This is a genomic window from Lysinibacillus sp. OL1, assembly GCF_004332175.1.
GTDB lineage: Bacteria > Bacillota > Bacilli > Bacillales_A > Planococcaceae > Lysinibacillus > Lysinibacillus capsici.
In genome coordinates, this window is sequence record NZ_SJDS01000013.1 from 1 (window position 1) to 17195 (window position 17195).

At 36.1% G+C, this 17195-nt stretch carries 35 protein-coding genes; 6 read left to right on the top strand and 29 right to left on the bottom strand.

Annotation, left to right across the window (positions count from 1 at the left end):
- Positions 1–363 precede the first annotated feature (363 nt).
- On the top strand, positions 364–819 hold the full coding sequence (locus tag EW028_RS19555; RefSeq protein ID WP_131522014.1) for a hypothetical protein: 456 nt from the start codon (positions 364–366) through the stop codon (positions 817–819).
- A gap of 38 nt (positions 820–857) precedes the next feature.
- On the opposite strand, the gene EW028_RS19560 is transcribed toward EW028_RS19555, so the two are convergent.
- Entirely contained in the window at positions 858–1277 is a 420-nt protein-coding gene (locus EW028_RS19560; RefSeq protein ID WP_227744983.1) for a hypothetical protein, read from the bottom strand.
- 135 nt (positions 1278–1412) lie between these two features.
- On the opposite strand from EW028_RS19560, the gene EW028_RS19565 reads away from it, so the two are divergent.
- On the top strand, positions 1413–1649 hold the full coding sequence (locus tag EW028_RS19565; RefSeq protein WP_131522015.1) for a hypothetical protein: 237 nt from the start codon (positions 1413–1415) through the stop codon (positions 1647–1649).
- Between the two features lie 34 nt (positions 1650–1683).
- Here EW028_RS19565 and EW028_RS25365 read toward each other — a convergent pair whose 3' ends face one another.
- The 27 genes from EW028_RS25365 to EW028_RS19690 form a co-directional block, all read right to left on the bottom strand.
- A complete protein-coding gene (locus EW028_RS25365) occupies positions 1684–2070 on the bottom strand; it encodes a hypothetical protein (RefSeq protein WP_193767410.1) in 387 nt (128 codons plus the stop codon).
- Positions 2071–2116: 46 nt separating this feature from the next.
- Positions 2117–2746 carry a class I SAM-dependent methyltransferase gene (locus tag EW028_RS19575; protein ID WP_131522016.1) on the bottom strand — a complete coding sequence of 210 codons (630 nt, stop codon included), beginning with the start codon at positions 2744–2746 and terminating at the stop codon, positions 2117–2119.
- 30 nt (positions 2747–2776) lie between these two features.
- Entirely contained in the window at positions 2777–2974 is a 198-nt protein-coding gene (locus tag EW028_RS19580; protein ID WP_131522017.1) for a hypothetical protein, read from the bottom strand.
- Positions 2975–3226: 252 nt separating this feature from the next.
- The gene (locus tag EW028_RS19585) at positions 3227–3643 is read right to left on the bottom strand and encodes a DUF1064 domain-containing protein (protein ID WP_131522018.1); all 417 of its coding nucleotides are present in this window, start codon (positions 3641–3643) and stop codon (positions 3227–3229) included.
- A 75-nt stretch (positions 3644–3718) separates the two neighbouring features.
- Positions 3719–3958 carry a hypothetical protein gene (locus EW028_RS19590; protein ID WP_131522019.1) on the bottom strand — a complete coding sequence of 80 codons (240 nt, stop codon included), beginning with the start codon at positions 3956–3958 and terminating at the stop codon, positions 3719–3721.
- 9 nt (positions 3959–3967) lie between these two features.
- Complete coding sequence (locus EW028_RS19595; RefSeq protein ID WP_131522020.1) at positions 3968–4474, bottom strand: dUTP diphosphatase; 507 nt, start codon at positions 4472–4474, stop codon at positions 3968–3970.
- Positions 4471–4650, bottom strand: a complete 180-nt coding sequence (locus EW028_RS19600; RefSeq protein WP_131522021.1) for a hypothetical protein — start codon at positions 4648–4650, stop codon at positions 4471–4473. Before EW028_RS19600 ends, EW028_RS19595 begins: the two co-directional genes overlap by 4 nt.
- Positions 4651–4668: 18 nt before the next feature.
- On the bottom strand, positions 4669–5175 hold the full coding sequence (ssb, locus tag EW028_RS19605; RefSeq protein ID WP_131522022.1) for a single-stranded DNA-binding protein: 507 nt from the start codon (positions 5173–5175) through the stop codon (positions 4669–4671).
- Positions 5168–5467 carry a hypothetical protein gene (locus tag EW028_RS19610; RefSeq protein ID WP_131522023.1) on the bottom strand — a complete coding sequence of 100 codons (300 nt, stop codon included), beginning with the start codon at positions 5465–5467 and terminating at the stop codon, positions 5168–5170. Before EW028_RS19610 ends, ssb begins: the two co-directional genes overlap by 8 nt.
- Positions 5464–5715, bottom strand: coding sequence for a YopX family protein (locus EW028_RS19615; RefSeq protein ID WP_131522024.1), 252 nt, complete (start codon positions 5713–5715; stop codon positions 5464–5466). The genes EW028_RS19610 and EW028_RS19615 overlap by 4 nt, the downstream gene beginning before the upstream one ends.
- Before the next feature lie 117 nt (positions 5716–5832).
- Positions 5833–6069 (bottom strand): hypothetical protein, encoded by a 237-nt coding sequence (locus EW028_RS19620; RefSeq protein ID WP_131522025.1) that lies wholly within the window; start codon positions 6067–6069, stop codon positions 5833–5835.
- A complete protein-coding gene (locus tag EW028_RS19625) occupies positions 6066–6254 on the bottom strand; it encodes a hypothetical protein (RefSeq protein WP_131522026.1) in 189 nt (62 codons plus the stop codon). The genes EW028_RS19620 and EW028_RS19625 overlap by 4 nt, the downstream gene beginning before the upstream one ends.
- Positions 6247–6708, bottom strand: a complete 462-nt coding sequence (locus EW028_RS19630) for a hypothetical protein (RefSeq protein ID WP_131522027.1) — start codon at positions 6706–6708, stop codon at positions 6247–6249. Before EW028_RS19630 ends, EW028_RS19625 begins: the two co-directional genes overlap by 8 nt.
- Positions 6701–6994: a hypothetical protein gene (locus tag EW028_RS19635; protein ID WP_131522028.1), complete on the bottom strand. Its 294-nt coding sequence runs from the start codon at positions 6992–6994 to the stop codon at positions 6701–6703. Before EW028_RS19635 ends, EW028_RS19630 begins: the two co-directional genes overlap by 8 nt.
- Before the next feature lie 36 nt (positions 6995–7030).
- Positions 7031–7840, bottom strand: a complete 810-nt coding sequence (locus EW028_RS19640; protein ID WP_131522119.1) for an ATP-binding protein — start codon at positions 7838–7840, stop codon at positions 7031–7033.
- Entirely contained in the window at positions 7800–8777 is a 978-nt protein-coding gene (locus EW028_RS19645; protein ID WP_131522029.1) for a DnaD domain protein, read from the bottom strand. The genes EW028_RS19640 and EW028_RS19645 overlap by 41 nt, the downstream gene beginning before the upstream one ends.
- Positions 8778–8792: 15 nt before the next feature.
- On the bottom strand, positions 8793–9188 hold the full coding sequence (locus tag EW028_RS19650; protein ID WP_131522030.1) for a hypothetical protein: 396 nt from the start codon (positions 9186–9188) through the stop codon (positions 8793–8795).
- Between the two features lie 141 nt (positions 9189–9329).
- Positions 9330–9506, bottom strand: a complete 177-nt coding sequence (locus tag EW028_RS25370; protein WP_193767411.1) for a hypothetical protein — start codon at positions 9504–9506, stop codon at positions 9330–9332.
- Between the two features lie 51 nt (positions 9507–9557).
- Positions 9558–9731: a hypothetical protein gene (locus EW028_RS25375; protein ID WP_193767412.1), complete on the bottom strand. Its 174-nt coding sequence runs from the start codon at positions 9729–9731 to the stop codon at positions 9558–9560.
- Positions 9732–9744: 13 nt separating this feature from the next.
- The gene (locus EW028_RS19655) at positions 9745–10548 is read right to left on the bottom strand and encodes a PD-(D/E)XK nuclease-like domain-containing protein (RefSeq protein ID WP_227744984.1); all 804 of its coding nucleotides are present in this window, start codon (positions 10546–10548) and stop codon (positions 9745–9747) included.
- Complete coding sequence (locus EW028_RS19660) at positions 10499–11401, bottom strand: hypothetical protein (RefSeq protein ID WP_131522031.1); 903 nt, start codon at positions 11399–11401, stop codon at positions 10499–10501. Before EW028_RS19660 ends, EW028_RS19655 begins: the two co-directional genes overlap by 50 nt.
- A 70-nt stretch (positions 11402–11471) precedes the next feature.
- Positions 11472–11756, bottom strand: coding sequence for a hypothetical protein (locus EW028_RS19665; RefSeq protein WP_131522032.1), 285 nt, complete (start codon positions 11754–11756; stop codon positions 11472–11474).
- Positions 11753–11962, bottom strand: a complete 210-nt coding sequence (locus EW028_RS19670; RefSeq protein ID WP_131522033.1) for a hypothetical protein — start codon at positions 11960–11962, stop codon at positions 11753–11755. Before EW028_RS19670 ends, EW028_RS19665 begins: the two co-directional genes overlap by 4 nt.
- A gap of 281 nt (positions 11963–12243) precedes the next feature.
- Positions 12244–12498: a hypothetical protein gene (locus EW028_RS19675; protein WP_131522034.1), complete on the bottom strand. Its 255-nt coding sequence runs from the start codon at positions 12496–12498 to the stop codon at positions 12244–12246.
- Complete coding sequence (locus EW028_RS19680) at positions 12486–12779, bottom strand: helix-turn-helix domain-containing protein (RefSeq protein WP_193767413.1); 294 nt, start codon at positions 12777–12779, stop codon at positions 12486–12488. Before EW028_RS19680 ends, EW028_RS19675 begins: the two co-directional genes overlap by 13 nt.
- 158 nt (positions 12780–12937) lie before the next feature.
- Entirely contained in the window at positions 12938–13207 is a 270-nt protein-coding gene (locus tag EW028_RS19685; protein ID WP_131522036.1) for a group-specific protein, read from the bottom strand.
- A gap of 42 nt (positions 13208–13249) precedes the next feature.
- On the bottom strand, positions 13250–13957 hold the full coding sequence (locus tag EW028_RS19690; RefSeq protein WP_131522037.1) for a Rha family transcriptional regulator: 708 nt from the start codon (positions 13955–13957) through the stop codon (positions 13250–13252).
- 68 nt (positions 13958–14025) lie between these two features.
- On the opposite strand from EW028_RS19690, the gene EW028_RS19695 reads away from it, so the two are divergent.
- Complete coding sequence (locus tag EW028_RS19695; RefSeq protein WP_131522038.1) at positions 14026–14601, top strand: hypothetical protein; 576 nt, start codon at positions 14026–14028, stop codon at positions 14599–14601.
- Positions 14602–14669: 68 nt separating this feature from the next.
- Here the strand turns inward: EW028_RS19695 and EW028_RS19700 are convergent, their stop codons facing one another.
- Positions 14670–14894 (bottom strand): helix-turn-helix transcriptional regulator, encoded by a 225-nt coding sequence (locus tag EW028_RS19700; RefSeq protein WP_131522039.1) that lies wholly within the window; start codon positions 14892–14894, stop codon positions 14670–14672.
- 158 nt (positions 14895–15052) lie between these two features.
- On the opposite strand from EW028_RS19700, the gene EW028_RS19705 reads away from it, so the two are divergent.
- The 3 genes from EW028_RS19705 (at position 15053) to EW028_RS19715 (ending at position 17176) form a co-directional block, all read left to right on the top strand.
- Positions 15053–15454: a helix-turn-helix domain-containing protein gene (locus EW028_RS19705; RefSeq protein WP_131522040.1), complete on the top strand. Its 402-nt coding sequence runs from the start codon at positions 15053–15055 to the stop codon at positions 15452–15454.
- A 106-nt stretch (positions 15455–15560) separates the two neighbouring features.
- Positions 15561–16058, top strand: coding sequence for an ImmA/IrrE family metallo-endopeptidase (locus EW028_RS19710; RefSeq protein WP_131522041.1), 498 nt, complete (start codon positions 15561–15563; stop codon positions 16056–16058).
- A gap of 11 nt (positions 16059–16069) precedes the next feature.
- Positions 16070–17176, top strand: a complete 1107-nt coding sequence (locus EW028_RS19715; RefSeq protein ID WP_131522042.1) for a site-specific integrase — start codon at positions 16070–16072, stop codon at positions 17174–17176.
- Positions 17177–17195 lie beyond the last annotated feature (19 nt).

A 17195-nucleotide genomic window follows, 5' to 3' on the forward strand; every position in this document is an offset into this window, starting at 1 on the left:
TCCTTCAGTTTTTATTAGCCTTTTATATTAATTAAGATACCTAATCTCTTAAAAAATATGGGCCGGCCATGTATGTCTTGCTCCGAACAAATTTATGGAGCGCGGGTCGGTCGTCGGTCTGTCTTTCCCTAATATTTAGGTTTTTATAAATACCAAGTGAAGAAAGATTTACCTGTCCGACCTCCCCTCCATTTTACACTCTATATTGCTTAAAATGATACGTTTGGAACATTTGTAACACTTGGCACATTTGTAACATCTGGAACATTACACTTTATGCACAAATCACTATAACCCCTATCAAAAATTAGAAATATCTGCTAAATTTAATATTATAAAGGATAAAACAGGAGAGATCTAAGTATGAAAAAATCTAATCACATTTTTATATTGATCGGGGTAGTATTATTAGCGTTATTTTTTGTTAACGATAAAAATTTAAACTTACAATCTTCAGGGCAAGTGATTCAACAAGATGACCCGTTCTCTGAATTTAGAAGCGATGGTACACAAACAGACTTAGAAACAATAATAAAAAAAGAAACAGACCAATTCATGTATGAAAACTATGGTAGTGTTTTCAAAACAACGTGGTACGATTCGATTTCTGCCTCATCAACAATGATTAATAAACATGGCAAGTACTTTGTAGTCCAATCTAAAAGTAGTGAACATAACGCTCAAGCAAAACAATATGCACAAGGGTTATTAAGTTATTTTAATATGAAAACACTTGATAAATCATATAAAGTTGATAGTGTCTTATTAATTGATCAAGATTATAATATTTTATTTAAATCAGAAATCGTTAAGTGGTGACCAGACTTAATTTATAAAAAAGTGAAGCAACCCGAAGGTCACTTCATCATCATATCAATAACACGTTCTCGCACTCGCTGTACGCTTGTATGGCTCATATTAAGTTTTGCACCTATCCAACGGAAAGGCATGCCTTCTAGTAACCAATAAAGCACTTCTTGCTCTATGTCGCCAGCTACCTTGCTTGTTAAATTTTGAACCATAAGTAGTTCGTCTTTAATCTTGTTAATTCGTACTTCGCGCGCTGCTCTAATTTGTACATGTGCATGTACTGGATCACTTGTGCTTCCAGCGGCTTTCGGCATTGTTGCCTCAATACCATATTGTGCTGTAGATGCAGCAGCAGTTAATGAATCAAGCTCGTCCTTCATTCTCATGTACTTACACATGTTGTCATGGTACTTCTTAATTGCCTTGTCTAGCTGGTAGCGATTTAGTTGTGTTTTCTCTTTTAACATTGGGTTGCCCTCCCGTGTTATAATAATGTTGTAAGCACCGTCAAAGGGCATAAACCAATTCGAGCTGTAGCGTGTGCAAACGCTGTGGCTTTTTCTATGTTATAATTTACACAAAATACATAATGAGGTAATTCTATGGACATATTTGCAGATATATCAAGTAGTGCAAGTCTGTGGTTTTTTATACCGCCGATGATCTTGCTGCCAGTTGTAATGATAGGATGTGCAATGATTTATAAAATCCTATTGGGTAATATTTTGCCAAAGAAGATTTACAACTTTTTGCTTGGTCCAATTGCCCTCCTTGGATTCTTTATTTGGGCTATCCCAATGAACATGGGATTTTATGAGTTTTTTAGAGCGATATTATAATCGCTCTATTTTCATTTAATCCTCAAAATGTTCATTAACCTACACAAATTAAAACGTGTTCTAAATATCTTTCATAATCGTTGTCATCTTCTTCATCTATATCATTCATTCCGAACACTTTTCCACAATATGGACATTCCGCACTGTCCCTTAACCCAAACTCTTGAACTGACATATCATTCACCTCAAATTGTGCAGCTAGAAATTGTAAACATCCGTCTTTAAAATAACGCTTTAGTTCTCGTTTGCTAACAACGATTTCTCTACTGTCACTTTTTAAAATAACATGTGTACTATTCTTCGTTAGTTTGAAGGTAAACACTTCGTTCTCTACTCCTTTAAAGCCTATCGAATACGTTTTGCAGTACTGTAATTTACTAGGTAACCAAGCGATTTTATGATGAATGATAAATGGTTTCATAAACATATCTCCTTCACTACTTTTTTTCAACTAATCTTCAAAATGTTTAATAAGCTAAACTGAAAATATCCATCTGTTTAACTGGTGATAATGCAGCATTTAAAATGTATTCACCAACCTCTGGCAACACACAGTTTCTCAAAATTTGTCGCTTGTTAGGTAACTTGTAATGTGATAAATCGAATCCTAAAAACCCTTCTAAATCAGGTATCTGTGCAGACCTTAATTTTAAACGGTCAAAATCGCGATGATTTACATCAAAGTTAGACCAAAACTTATGTCTATCTAAATCAAAGGACGGTTGTATCAAAGGTTCGTAATATGGATTAACATTTTCTACAACCCAAAAACCATCATAATTGTGTTGCAGAAAGATAATTTCTTGATACAGTTTCATATCAGGATAAACTGGTGAAACACCTCTAAAACGCACACCTATATTTTGTCTAAAACTACTATGCGTTTGATAAGGAGGACTAGTCCAAATAAAATCATAGTTCTTATAATTTTCTAATAAAAATTGGTGTGCATCAGTTACTATAACCTCATCGTTCGGATAAAGATCTGCATACACTGCAGCAATTTGATCATCAAATTCTATAGCAGTCACTTGATGTTCATCTGACCACAATTTGCGATTTCCACCTATTCCAGAATACAAATTCAATATTTTCATACAGACCTCCTACTGAACAATATCTTTCGATTAAAAATTATCCATCAATTCATCGAATTTCCCTTGTTTATAACCTGCTTGATATGCTTCTGCTCTCTCCTTCTCTAAGCGTTCAATTTCCTCTCCAGCACCCTGAAGAACTTCAAGAATGTCTACAATATCTCTATCATCCATTCTTGAAACCATTTCGCCTCTAAGTCTTTTTTCTAAATCTTCAATAGCTTTCATTTTTCTTCATCCTTTCTGAACAATATCTTTCAAATCTCCACTTAGCCCACCTACGTAAATTACTAATCTGCTCCAGCTCTTTCCTTATGCTTCGTAGTTCCCTATAAACCTTGCATCCTCTACATTTCTTAGTAGGATCATAGGCTCTCTTTTTCGGACACTCTTTGCACTTTAGAAAAGCTATATGGTCCTGCTGATTGATTAACCTCGCTCTACGCTGTTTAACTTCCTTGCGTACTGTATTCATTTTCCTCACCCTACTTTTGCTTGCTTACGTGCTTTCCTAGCCTTTTTAAGTTCATCATGAGTTATCCAACCACCATCAATCTTTGAATACGTTAGAAGCTTTAATTCGTGGGGAAAACGGTAGTCGAATAGCTTCTTCCTTAATTCAAATTGTTGTGTAACCATTCCCTTAATATCGACTACTTCCGAATGCCCATTTGCATAATGAACCGTAAAATCTGCGGTATAACCAATCTCACGATATTTCTTGCCGTTCTTTTCGAACTTTTCCAGCAATACAAACCTTGGCTGTAATTCAAAGGAGGTCACAATACCTTGTGCTTGTAGGTGCTTCAAGTGATCATAATATTTAGCTTCCATTGCTGAATCGAATGTAATTCCGTCATGTACAACTTTCTTGTTGCCGTATTTTGCTTTGCTCATGTTTGCCCTCCTGTCAGCATTCTTAGAAGTCTGCTGATAAATCAACTTAATGTCGTTCTACCAGCAGCGTGTATATTAACTTTCTACAAATTGACTGCAAGCTTTCCAATTCACTCTTTGGTCAGTAGCAGCACCATTTGTGTTTTGTCGTAGACCACATTTGTAATAGGTGCCTGCATATCTCCTAGCAAACAGATGTTTACAATGCTTGCAACGTTTATTTTCTGGCCCATAACCGTATACATTCACCATTGGATTTGGATCCAGTTTACTTTCATCGATTGGAACACCTAAATCCAGTTCGATTTGTTCCATAAACTCACCTCAATAACCAGCGTTTTGACGCTCATGGTTGACTTTATTCTTAGCGTAGTAAGCTTCCTCAATTTGCTCCCATGTGAAGCCTAGCATTTCAGTTAAAATGGCGAAGGTAGTTAGGACATCACGATAACCTTCCTCGATTTCTTCATACTCCCATAACCGAATAAAGTAGGAAGTTAATGAAAGGATTTGAGTTGTAATATCGGAGTACACAAGCCCATTTCGATTACAGTCTCCGTCCGGATAAATAATTAAAGGACCACGATGCTGCAATTGGTTACCAACCACCAAAATAAAACTTAGTACATCTGCAATTTCCTCTAATAACCCCTCTTTTGGTTGTTTATTCACTTTCCAGTCCTTAAAACCTTGCCACTCATTAGACATTTCACCGATTTCAACTATTGTTGCTAGAATCATATTTTTAAGGTTCACCGTTTGTTGCCCTTGTTTTTTCTGTATGCGCTCGTCCAACTTTGCTTGTGTTTCAAAAAGTTTTGTTAAATTCATTTCTTTACCCCTTTTCCGAATTTCATTAGGACTTGATATGGCCTTGCCTCATATTCAAAGAATTTAATTTCACTGATTGGATACCAATGGTTCCTTGCTTCTGCTTTGATTTGTTTTTTGAGCTTTTCTCGCGTCTTAGCACCAATGATTTTCTTCGTAGGTCGTTTTGTTATCATCAGTAATCACTCCTTACTTTAGAAAGGTAAATCGTCAGAATCGACCTCAATCGGCCCCTTACTATTAGCAAACGGATCTTCATCGACCCTTGAATAATTTGGCTGATTATTACCGCCATATTGCCCCTGTGAACTGCCTTGATATTGTCCACTTGAATTTGTACTAGATTCGTAGTTTGATGCGCCCTGCGAGCTCCCTGTGCTGTTTCGCGGCTCTAAGAATTGGATGCTGTCTGCTACAACGTCTGTAGTGTAGACACGCTTGCCATCCTGCCCCTCATAGCTGCCTGTTTGGATTCGCCCTTCCAAACCTATTAGACCGCCTTTTTTAATGTAGTTTGCTAGATTCTCGGCCTGTTTACGCCAAGCGACACAACTAATGAAGTCTGCTTCTTGTTCACCGTTCTGCCCTTTAAATGTACGGTTTACAGCAACTGTGAAGCGACATGATGCAATGCCATTTGGTGTGTATCGTAATTCAGGATCTTTAGTAAGTCGACCAACTATAACGACTCGGTTAATCACTCAAATCACCCCAGCTTACTTGAAGTACATCTTTTTTGATACTTGGAAATAGAGTACTAGTTGAAATCTGTATTACTTCTACTTTCACACCTTCTAGCAATTCATTTACAGCACTTATGAAAAGTGAAGAAGTTAAAATATGTTTGTGTTCATTATTAATCCCTATCAAACATTCTGTTCTACCATTGCGAGCTTCTTCTGCTAGTTTTGGCTCGATGTTACAAGCAAATCTAAGAGCGTAATCTTCAATAGTGTTACGTGATTCTTTCAGCAATTTATCTTTTAATGTCATGCTGTTTCCTCCAGCAATTCAGGGTTTTCGTAAATGTTACCTATTATTTCAGTTTCTTCTGAATCACAGCCGATTAGTAATTCTTCTTCTGGTTTAAAACGCACATTAAAGCTTCCGTCACGGAATATAACCACTCCATCTTCCGACTCACCATCATAATTTTCTCTAACAATATCCCCCTCAAAAATTTCCTTGCCGTTCTTATCTTTTAAACCTGTGTATTCGCGAAGAGTAACACCGTTATTGATAAAACCCTCACGCCCATTAAAATCTTTAAAATAAGTACCACCAACCTCGAAATTGTGATACCACTTGCACCATTTTGTTTAATTCAGGAATCCATGCCTGGTACTTAAACTCTCTACTCATGCCGAAACCTCCCTCTTATCCCACTTCTCAGTGATTCGATAACCTTCTTTTCTTAGTTTTTTAAAATCTGGATGCATCAGCGGAACCATGGTCCATATCTTTATTCCATCTTCGAACTTGAACATAGTCACATACACGTTGTACTGGTTGTACTCCACAGGTTTTTGAGTCTTGACCTTTGGAGCCTTACGAGCACCAGGAACATCGATTGGTATGCCGTTACGTCGTCTCATGCAGCCATCGCCCCTTCCATTTTCATAATGAGATAATCCGTAGCCTCATCAGCATCTTTAAGCCCTACCAAGGCTCTTAATTGATCCAAACGCTTATAAGCCATAATTTCGTTCTGTTTGCCTCCAAAGCGTTGGTACTGTCCTAAATACAAAATGATTTGGCCGATTAGGAACTGTTCATTCATGTACTTCAACCTCCAAGACTTTTTGTAAGTCATAAATAAATGATTCAAATTTACGCTTGTTGAATTTAAATAATCGAATTACTGGATTGTTTGTTTTTGGCTGACAGAATGGTCCATCTAAGTCGATGTAATATTTACCGATACTTAAAGAACCTTCATTGTCAAACTCTTTGTCGTAGTAACTGTCATAATCAGCTCCCATGCTGTCAGCCTCTTTTGGTGTGAAGTTTTTCCAAGCTTCGTTAGCTATTTGCTCCATGTAAGCTAAAAATTCTTTAAAATCATCTTGAGAAAAATGGTATTTACGTTTCAACTCACTTGTTTGAATTACAGGTGTTTGATCACTCCAGCGAGGTGATACATAACCTTCGATATTTAAATCTGTTTCTCTTTCGAAAAACACTGCTGATTTTCTATGACGTACGATTAAGCCGTTGAAATTACGTTCATCCATGAGTTTCACCACCTAGTGCTTGATGAGCTATTTTGTAAGCGGGCGTTTCCCAACCTTCCATGATAGGTGCTTCAACTTCCATGACTTTTTCTAGTGCTTCACGAAGCTTTTCAGTTTCTTTCGCAGCATCAATATTCTGTTTAGCAAGTTTACCGTTGTAATCAATCCGTTCGAATAAATCTCTAGTTAATATTTCGTTAGATTCACGAAGTTTCACATTTTCTTCTTCAGCTCGTTTCAACTCAATGAACCGTTCCATTTCAAGTTGCATATAAACTTCTGCCATCCCTTCACCCTCCATCAAGGGGCTGTTGCCCCTCACTTATTTCAATCGCCAATCAATACCTTCTGTTTCTAAAACCTCACCGTTTTTATCAAGCAATCTACTAGCTCCTGCATATCCAATTCGTTCAGCAATGGTAGCTCTATCCTCATTGCTGTTAAAAATGATTGGTAATTTACGTTTATAACGTTCATCAATAATGTGGTAATACAAACCTTCGCGAGCTTCTGTCCACTTTGCTTTTCCAACATCATCCCAAACGAGAACATCTGCTGATAGAACGTTGTTCAATAGCCCGTAATACGTTTCACTATTATCGTCCATTCGTTTAGCAGCCATCATTTCATCCATGAATGAAACATCTGATACAACCAGCACATTAAAGCCCTTTTTAATCAATTGTTTGGATAAAGCTATTTGCAAATGCGTCTTACCTATACCGAAATTGTTATGTCTGTTTTTTAATTCAAGGCGCTCAGTAGGTGGTAAAGAACGAATTCTTTGCTCACCTATAGTTGCTATAAAACCAACGTTTTGAGCCCCTTCCTTCTTTAGTGCATCACGATCTATAGGGAAAGATTCTAAGTAACCTTTAATAATCGAGAACATTCGCTGTTGCATATCTGTTTCTCGAACATAATTATCAAATTTGGCATGTACAAATTCCTCTGGTATCAAAGCATTCTTAAATCTACGTTTCCAACTATTAACCTCTCGGCAATCACAAGGCTTATGAATCTCGTATTTTTGGTTCCCTTTTTCTTCGTAATGAGAGAAAACGAACTCTGTTCCATTACATTTAGGGCACTTATCCTCCCCAGGCTTGTTTGTCTCGTTCGAGTTGCTCATAGAAGGCATCGATGCCTGTTCCTGCATGAACTTTAGAATTTGTTGAAATCTGTCTGTTTGCAAAGTGTCCTTTAGTGATTCCATCAGGTTTAGCCTCCTTTGCTACCCAATCTTTATAAGAGTTAATACCTTTTTCAAGTGCCCAGTTTCGTAAAATACCCTCTACATATTCGATGCTTGATTTTCCAAGGTCGGCAGTAAGCTTAATTGCCTCAATAATCAATAAGTGATCTGGATAAAATTCAAGCAGCTTGTCCATTTTTTTATGGTCTGTAAAGTTGCTCATACGGATTAATGAATCAAAGGTAGTTTTTATTTCAAGAAAAGGATTATTAGTTGAAGAAGGAGAAGAGACCGACGACTGACTGTCTTCTCTCTTTTCTTTTTCTTTTTTATTTTCTTTTTTATTTTCTTTTTCTTTTTCTTTTTGTCCACGTATCGTTGACGTATCGTAAGAACCCGCATCATTACTGGATTCTTCATTTTTTGACGAATCGTTATACGTATCGTGTGACGTATCGTAGTACGACTCGTAGACGATACGTACAGAATCATTCGAGATTCCTTCGCCTACCCATCGAATTAATGAAGTATCTTTCACTTCTTTTAACTCTGATTTCACACAATCAAGAATCGGTTTGCCCCCACGATTCAGGTTGTATTTCCCCCAATTTTTAATGGCTATCTCACGAGTTTCTTCGTTGTATTTAATAATCTTGTGATGGTCCCTAAAGCGTTGTAGCAAGGCACCAGCACTTTCCATTGAGTAGCCCATATCAAAAGCTATTTGTTTTTTAGTAATTTGATAGATACCAATCTGAGTCGTACTTTCATTTGTCAGCAAATACAGGAAGAAGTACTTGTCCTCTGCTGTCATTTCCTCAACCACACGAGGATCGTTCCAAAAAGTTGTGTAGACGTATCTGTATTTAGCCATTTGCCCTCGCCCCTCCTACTTGCTTTTACGATGTATTAATTGCTTCATTCGTTTAACTCTTCTACGTTCTTTTTGTAGAGCTTGATTGAAGTGATTCTCCGCATGATTCCACATGCTTTTGATGGTCTTATGATTTAAAGACCAGTTATTAGTAACCTTTTGATAGAAACCTTTTGTTTTGAACTCAGTGGATAATCCAAACGTTTTGATTGACCAACAACCATTTGTGCAATGCTTAGTTTCATAGCCTGTTTCACGCCACTCGGAATAATCGACCACTTCTGAACCGCACACTGTACACATTTCTTCTTGATAGCCCCAAGAATACTGATCATAAGCATCTGATTTCCCGAGCTCTCTACAAAGTGCGGAGAATATCGCGCGTTTTCGTTCTCTGTATATCCCTGCCATAGTTATCCCTCCTAGTACGTTTTGACTGGCTCCCAGCCATTTACTTCACATGCTAGATTGAATTTGTCTACTGGCATGTCGATGTTCATTGGTTCGTAAGTTTTTAACCATTCAGTCACGTCATAACTGACCACAGCTTTGTCACCAAACTTTTTTATCATCCATCGTGATATCACCATCTGGATCACTGAAATCTGCTACATCAATATCTGCAGCTAGATAACGCCCTTCTTTTTCTTTGTGCTTTAAAACAATGACAGGAACAGTAGAAATAATTTCATCCTCTCCACCAAAGATGTTTTGTTGAAATACTTGCATGGTTCGCCCTCCATATTTTCAATATTCAAATTTTTAATCACAGATTCTGACCTATAAAAGCCCTTGCTCCCTCTCACAAACTGCGAAATTACCAATCACCTTCATCACCCTATAGTTTGGGTATCTACGCATGTAATCAAGAACCAAGCGCCTGATTTCATCGTTATCCTTTGCCTGCTCAAATATCCAAGCAGGCAGTAACACCTTCGTTGGTACATTGTTCATTCAGCAGCACCACCTAATCTAGTAGATACTCAATTTCAAATGTGCCACTAAGTTTCTTGGTTGCTCTGCAATATTCACACTTGTCACATCGATGTGCATTTTTACGTCCTAGCTTTGCATCTATGATGCTTGGCAACATCGATTGAACATATTCTTTCTCGAAGTCAAACCGCCCTAAATCGAAGTGTAAAACGGCTTTATCAGGTGGTGATTCTTTTGTAACTGCCACAATGTACGGATCATAGTAACGTCCTGTATTTTGAAAGATAATTTCTCGATAAACCCACATCTGCAGCACATAATCAAAGGCTTGTACAAATGAAACCCAAGTATTATATTTCTCGCTCCAGTACCGTTTTCGAAGCTCCTGTGTGCTTTTTAAATCGCTGAAAAATCCACGATCATGATTGATGTTATCGACTTTAATTTTCCACTCTACTCCGAATAGTTCACCTGTATAGATGACTTCTTTTTCGCCTTGTAAAGCGAACATGCAAAACTCGTCATTTTTGATGGTCTCAATCATGTCATCTGCTTTTTCATAATCCTTGTATTTCCCACCGCGGCTGCCGTAAATGCTGTCGTGGTTCAGTTCTAGAAATTCAGTAAATGCCACATCACTTTCAAAGGCTGAATGAAGATAAGAACCAACCATTAGTGCTGTAGAGGGAGGACGAGAAAACTCGCCCCTTACCTCTGCAAACGTCCTAGCTTCACATTCCATAGCACTTTTAAACTGTGAAACTGACATGTAATGTTGATTAGCTTCATTCGAGTGGTAGTTCTGGCTGTTCAATTGGAATGTCGTTTGGTGCATCTGATTTCACCTCTATTTTTGGCTGTTCATGTGATTTTTCAAACTCGGTTGCTAGTCCGCTAGATTTTTGTTTTCCGACATCTTTATCAAACCAATCTTCAACCTTTGACATTTTGTCGCATAATGAATTGTAGATTTTACCTAAATCAATATAATCTCTCTCAGTAAAAGCATTAATGCTATATCCAAATCGTTCTTCAATCATTTCTTGTGTAACTTTGAAATATTCTTTTAACAAATTTAACGCTTTTGCTAGACGATCTTTTAATGGTTCCGAGTTGTTTCCTTCTAGTGTTTGATTACATTCTTTAATAGCCATTTCTACAACGTCACCAGGAATGACTCCCATAATACATGCACGTAATCTACGAGCCCCATCACTAGCTACACGTTCATATATGTCCCTTGGATCAGTTAGTGTCTTTAAACCATTGCGGGTTCCAATGGCATGTTTCACTGTAAATACTTTTTCCTGACGTACATTCGTTTCTAAATCCCAACAATACGCCATTGCTACAGATTCACCGTTTTTTTGCTCCAATTCTTTGATTCCGAATGAAAGATTACCCCAATTTTGAGCCAAAACTTCTGCTAATCTTATAGATGGTCCTGACACCATTGTTTTACCTTTTGGATAGTTATACATTGCAGTCTCAGCTAATGATTTTCGTTTACAAGCATCTAAAATACGACGCTCTGCTTCTATATAATTTCTCGGAAACTGTTTTGCTAGGAAAATAGCTCCTTTCACTTCTTCCATTTCGCGAGAAGCACTAGCATGAGCTAGTGTTCCTCCTGCTTGCGGTTGTTGGTAGGAAGATGGATTATTGAACTGTTCTGCTAAGTTACTCATTGAAATTCCTCCTGTAGTGCGCTATAATGGCGCTAAATATTTATTTGTTTAAGCCACTCTGCCAAGTGGTTTATTTTTTTGTATGAGCAAAACCATAATGCTCCTCCACATAAACAATAACCTCAGAATCACTCATATCGTAAGTCGATTCATCCCTATATCCGGCGGCTAAATAATCACTGATATTGTCGATGTGAACGAATGCATCACCTATCTCAAAATACACATCACCACAAGCTATGAAACTACCAAAATCATCGTGCATTTCAAAGGTTACAACAGGCTCATAAGGTGGCGATGGATACTCAATACGACCAAGCACCATTGGGTTTTCTACTTCTAGCAAAGTACTCACGCTATCGCCTCCTTTTGTTTCTGTAACACTTCTGCATAAGATGCTGTAACAAAACTTGTGTAACGTACATTGTCCTCTACAGCTACTAAAGTAAGAATGATTCCTGTGAACTCACTGATAATGTCATACTCAGCAAATCGTTCCTCAAATACTTCAGTGTCCAGCCTTATTTCACGCATTCTTGGCTTGAACTGAGCAATACTCATGATCTATCACCTTCTTTCTGATGGCATCCCATCAAGCAACCAACAATTTTGGCAAAGCAAATCGTAGGGAGACGGCAAATTGCTGGCTGCTTGACGGAAGCGAGATAACTCTCGCAAACGTCGAAACTTGTGATATAATAGATTTGTATATGTTGTCTGCTGTTTAATCTTCGCTCGATTAAGCAGCTTTTTTGTATTCATTTAGCCTCAATAACACCCTCTTATCACAGAAGAAATGTACATAAATTAATCTCTGCTTTAATGTCATGTGTCGCCACGCTCTAGGCTTGATGCGCAAGTTTCTTCACCACCTTAGCTAATACTCCCTCTCTATTTAAATCTTCAACGATTATCCAAAACCGTTTTCGTTCATGTAGTTGCTCTAGTTGTTTCAACGAATTATGTAGGTCTCGTTCTAGTTGTTTTGCTATGTTGATACGACCTGCTTTTACGTGTAGTTTGATTACATCTGTTAGATCATCTATGCAAGCTAGTTCTCTGTTGATCTGTTGATTCAGTTTTTCTAAAGCATCCAACTTATGAACCCTCCTACAATTGTTGGAACGGTTTGTGATATATGTGTAAGAGCATTTGCTATTTCCATTCCGAACATCATCGCTGTTCCAGCAAACTCTGATTCGGTAATTTTCAACCATTTAGCAAAAGTGAAAATATCTATTGTCTTTCTGCCACTTTCTAATTTGCTGATAGCTGATTGTGTACTATTCAATTGATCCGCCATTTCTTCCTGAGTAATATTTGCATCGATGCGGAATTTCTTTAACATCTTTCCGACTTTCGCGAAATCTGCAACCATTTTATTTGCCCCTTTATTCCAATTTAGAATATATTCCATGATGGAATACTAATTTCTGCCAAGTTAACTTAATATAGTGATAAGAGGTTGTTTGCCCCAACCTCTTATGATTTCTACTAGATTGGTAGTTTGATTGAGGCCATTTGCCCTGGCCTCTCCTATGATCTTGGCTGTTGTTTCAGCCATTTAAGTAAAAATTCACTCGCTTCTTTTGCTGGTATCAACCATTTAGTACCGACTTTATGTCGTGGAAAGTCTGGCAAAAAGAAGAATGTTTCTAATACAAAGCTTCGTGACATGCACGTTTTTTCGCATAGTGTTTTTAAATCCCAAAAAACAAATTCAGATTCAACTTTTTCTAATTTCGCTTTGATTTCATTACGGGCTATATCAAGCACCTGTTTTTCGTCTATTTGGACTTGGATCATGAACGATACCTCCTACGACCTACCACTTTGTTTAGAAGTCTTTTATACCAAGTGGAATTTTTCTTGTTTATTACATGCTTCTATTTCAATTTCTAGGGTTGTGCTTGGTCGCCATTTTGAAATGAAATAAAGTGCATCATCATACTTGGCTTTCGGTAACTCACCGTAGCGAGGCAACTGAAAATAGGTATTAAATTCTTTCCAGATAGAACGGAACACTTTACTACTTAAATCTTTGTATGCTTTGGTTTCATGACCACCTAAAGCTTGCATGGCTTTTGCTTTCGCTGATGATTGGATAGCCTTTTGTTGTATGCCATCAATTCGCATTGAATCTTTAAGATAGTTCACGTCAGTTTCAAGATTTTTCAAGCTACGGTGCGTTTGGAGCGCTGTTTGTAATGCAAGTTCAACCGGATCTTGCAATTGTTGTTCTTGGTTCTTGATATGTTCACGCATTCGCTTAAACTCTTGAATGAATTTAATTTTCGTCTGAACAGCTTCCTTTGTGTTGTAACTGAAAACCACAAGCGTGAAAGCTTCTTCCGATAGATTGAATTTAGGATATTGTTTTCCACGAGATTCGTATTCTGATGGCTCAAAATTGAGCTGCGAAAATTCAGTTCCTGCATACTCGAGTTGAGTATTGATATCTCTTAATACATTTTTGTGTTCTTTGCCGAACATCTCGGCGATTGTTAAACTGTCTGTAACAACATGATTATTTTGAATAAAAACTAATTGATTCATAATTTAACCTCCTGTTTTTTCAAGACCTTCCAATCTGTTAAACTATTGGTAGATTGGAGTTGATACTAATGGAATATTTTTTAACGATCACAAATTTGGAGAATGATGGTGATTTACTAACTAAATTCAAAAAACTTTTTCTCGAATACGAATACTACAGTCTTTTCCTTCAAATGATTGATAAAACTAGAAATCACGAAACTTGTCTTTTAATCTGTGATAACTTTGAAAATATATTGCACACGAACCGTGATGAATTCTCTTCAAAAGAATTTGATTCAATTGATCAAAAAATTATTAAGCTCAGACTTCATTGTCTTGACAAAACAGATCGTTGGAATAAGTACGTTGAATATTTCGATTATATTTTTAAGACAAAAACGTACTTTTCTGAATACTCAATCGACAGTGATATTGAACGCTTTGGTAGGTTTTACATTAAAACAATACGTAAATATCATCATGTTCATTTTTTGTATAACGATTCCTATCGCTATGATGTTATCCAAAGAAAAATTGCTAAATCTCTAAAATCGGACAAACTTGGTAATCTACGCCACCATCCACAATCTGATTTATCTGATGAAGAAATTGAACGCCGATATAACGAAGTAATTAAATGGGCTAACATGTTAAATAAATAAAAATTCTATTTGATTTAAACTGAATACTAACGAACATATAACACAAGAATTTTTAGACGTTTTGTCTTCTAAGAAGCATTAACTTTAGACATTTCGTCCAATTTTACTTTAAAAAAAATGTCATCAACACTACAATTAAATATTGCAGCTATTTTTCCTGCAAGAATAAAATTTGGATTTCTAATACCACTTTCTATTTTGTAATAGTGTGAAGTAGAGATCCCTAACATTTGAGATATTTTTTTCACACTTAATTTTTCCTTCTTTCGAAGTTCTTTTAAATTAGTTCTCATTTTTTCACCTCATTTCATTTGGACTATTTGTCTCTTGAGTTAACTATAATGGACAAAACGTCCAAAGTCAACTATTAATTACACATTTTGTCCAAAATAGATTATTCATTGGACAATAAGTGTAAAATTCAATATATCAAATTAAAAGGAGAGCTCTTATGTTTCATGAAAGATTAAAAAAATTGAGAGAGAGCGAAAATATTTCTCGTGAACATCTAGCTAATTCATTAGATATTACATATTCTGCATTATCTAAGTATGAGACTGGTAAAAGAGAGCCCGGACTAGAATTACTACAAAAAATTGCAAATTACTTTGATGTAACAACTGATTATTTATTAGGAGTTACTGATAATCCTAGACCAGTAGATTATAAATTAGCTGGAATATCTGACGATGATTACAACAACCTAAGTGCATATCAAAAAGAAGTTATTGATTTCTTTTTATCGAGAGAAGATTTGTTCTTTAAAAATCAACCAGAAAACTTATTAGATGCATTAGAACAATTCGAGGTTTTCTACGAGGTATTGAAAAGACAACAAGAAAACAAAAAGTGATTTACATTCTTATGTAGACTTTCCAAACATTTAAAAATTCGCCTTTCCAGTGGTGAATTTTTTTGTTAATATCAAAAGAACATATGTTTGTAAAATGAGGGATGTTATGAATTTCGTTTATTCACATTTAGAAGATTACATTTATAACCTTTATACAAGTATTGGTATTACTAACCCAAAACAATTAGACCCTAGGATTATTGCTCCGTTACTTGGGATTACTTTAATTTATTTACCCTATGATTCTACTAATACAGGTAGTGTAATTTTTTTAGACTCACGATTATCTAAAGAAGAACAATGGCAGGAGTTTGGTCATGAGTCATGTCATGCAAATCTCCATTCAGGTAATCAAGCGAAATCTAATCATCTTTTTAGAGAGTATCAAGAATGGAAAGCAAATAGTTTTGCGTTTCACTTTTGTGTGCCAACTTTTATGTTAAAACAAGTTAAACTGCCTAAAAATAAGGAGCTTGCTATTATAAAAATCTGTTTACTTTTTAATGTAGAGTATGATTTTGCAGAAAAAAGATTAGATCATTATCTTAATAACCATTTCCCAGAAAATTATGAACCTATCACTAATTTTTTAGACTACCGTTAAGGAGTGATATTATGGCTTACTTCCGAAAGCGAGGCAATCATTGGGAGTACCGAATTAAATATAATGATGCTGGTAAACAAAAAGAAATATCAAAAGGCGGCTTTAGAACTAAAACTGAAGCCCGCGCTGCTGCTGTTTTAATAGAAGAAAAATTAGTAAAGGGCGGTGTAGAACAATTAAGGAAAGGCGAAATACTTTTTGAGGATTGGTTGGAAATACACAATAAAATGCATAACCAACATCGAAGAGAATCCAGTAACATTTCAGCAATGAATGGACAAAGAAAGTTACTCAATAAGTTCAAAGGATACAAATTAAATAAAATTAAAAGAGCTGAATATCAGTTGTTTATTAATGATTTATTATTCCACTTTAATTATGCAAAAAATACTGTTGATCGAATTCATGGTGAAATGATGTCTATAATGAACAGTGCAGTAGAACATGATGAATTAGAGAAGAATTTATTGAGAGGTATTCAGATTTCCAAAGATGAAGAAGAAGAAAAAATGGTATTTCTGAACAAAAATGAAGTAAAACAATTATTAGCGGTACTTGAGAATGAAGATATATTTAAGCGCGTTATGGTTATTACCTTACTTCGTACTGGTTTACGTAGTGGAGAATTACTAGGTTTACTTTGGTCAGATATCGACTTTGAGAATAAAACACTTACAGTTGATCGTCAACGCACTAGAACTGGTTTGGGGCCTCCTAAATCAAAATCAAGCTACAGAACAATTGGTATTGACGATATATTGATTAACGAGTTACTTGCATATAAAGCATGGCAAGAAGAAAATGAATTGTCAAAAACAAATTATCAAAAATCAGATTTTGTATTTGTTGATGATAACGGTAAAAAGTTTTATCAAACAAAACCACAAGATATGATGAAAAATTTACTTAGATATGCAAAGTTACCTCCCAGAAAGTCTACACACTTATTAAGACATACTCATGCAGTTATGATGTTGGAATCTGGCGTAGATATAAAAACTGTTAGTACAAGACTAGGTCACAAAAATATAGATATAACTGCAAACACTTATTTGCATGTAACTCCTGAACACGAAAGAAATGCCCTCAAAAAATTCGAAGATTATCTTGAAAATTGAATACAAAGGGGCAAAAAGG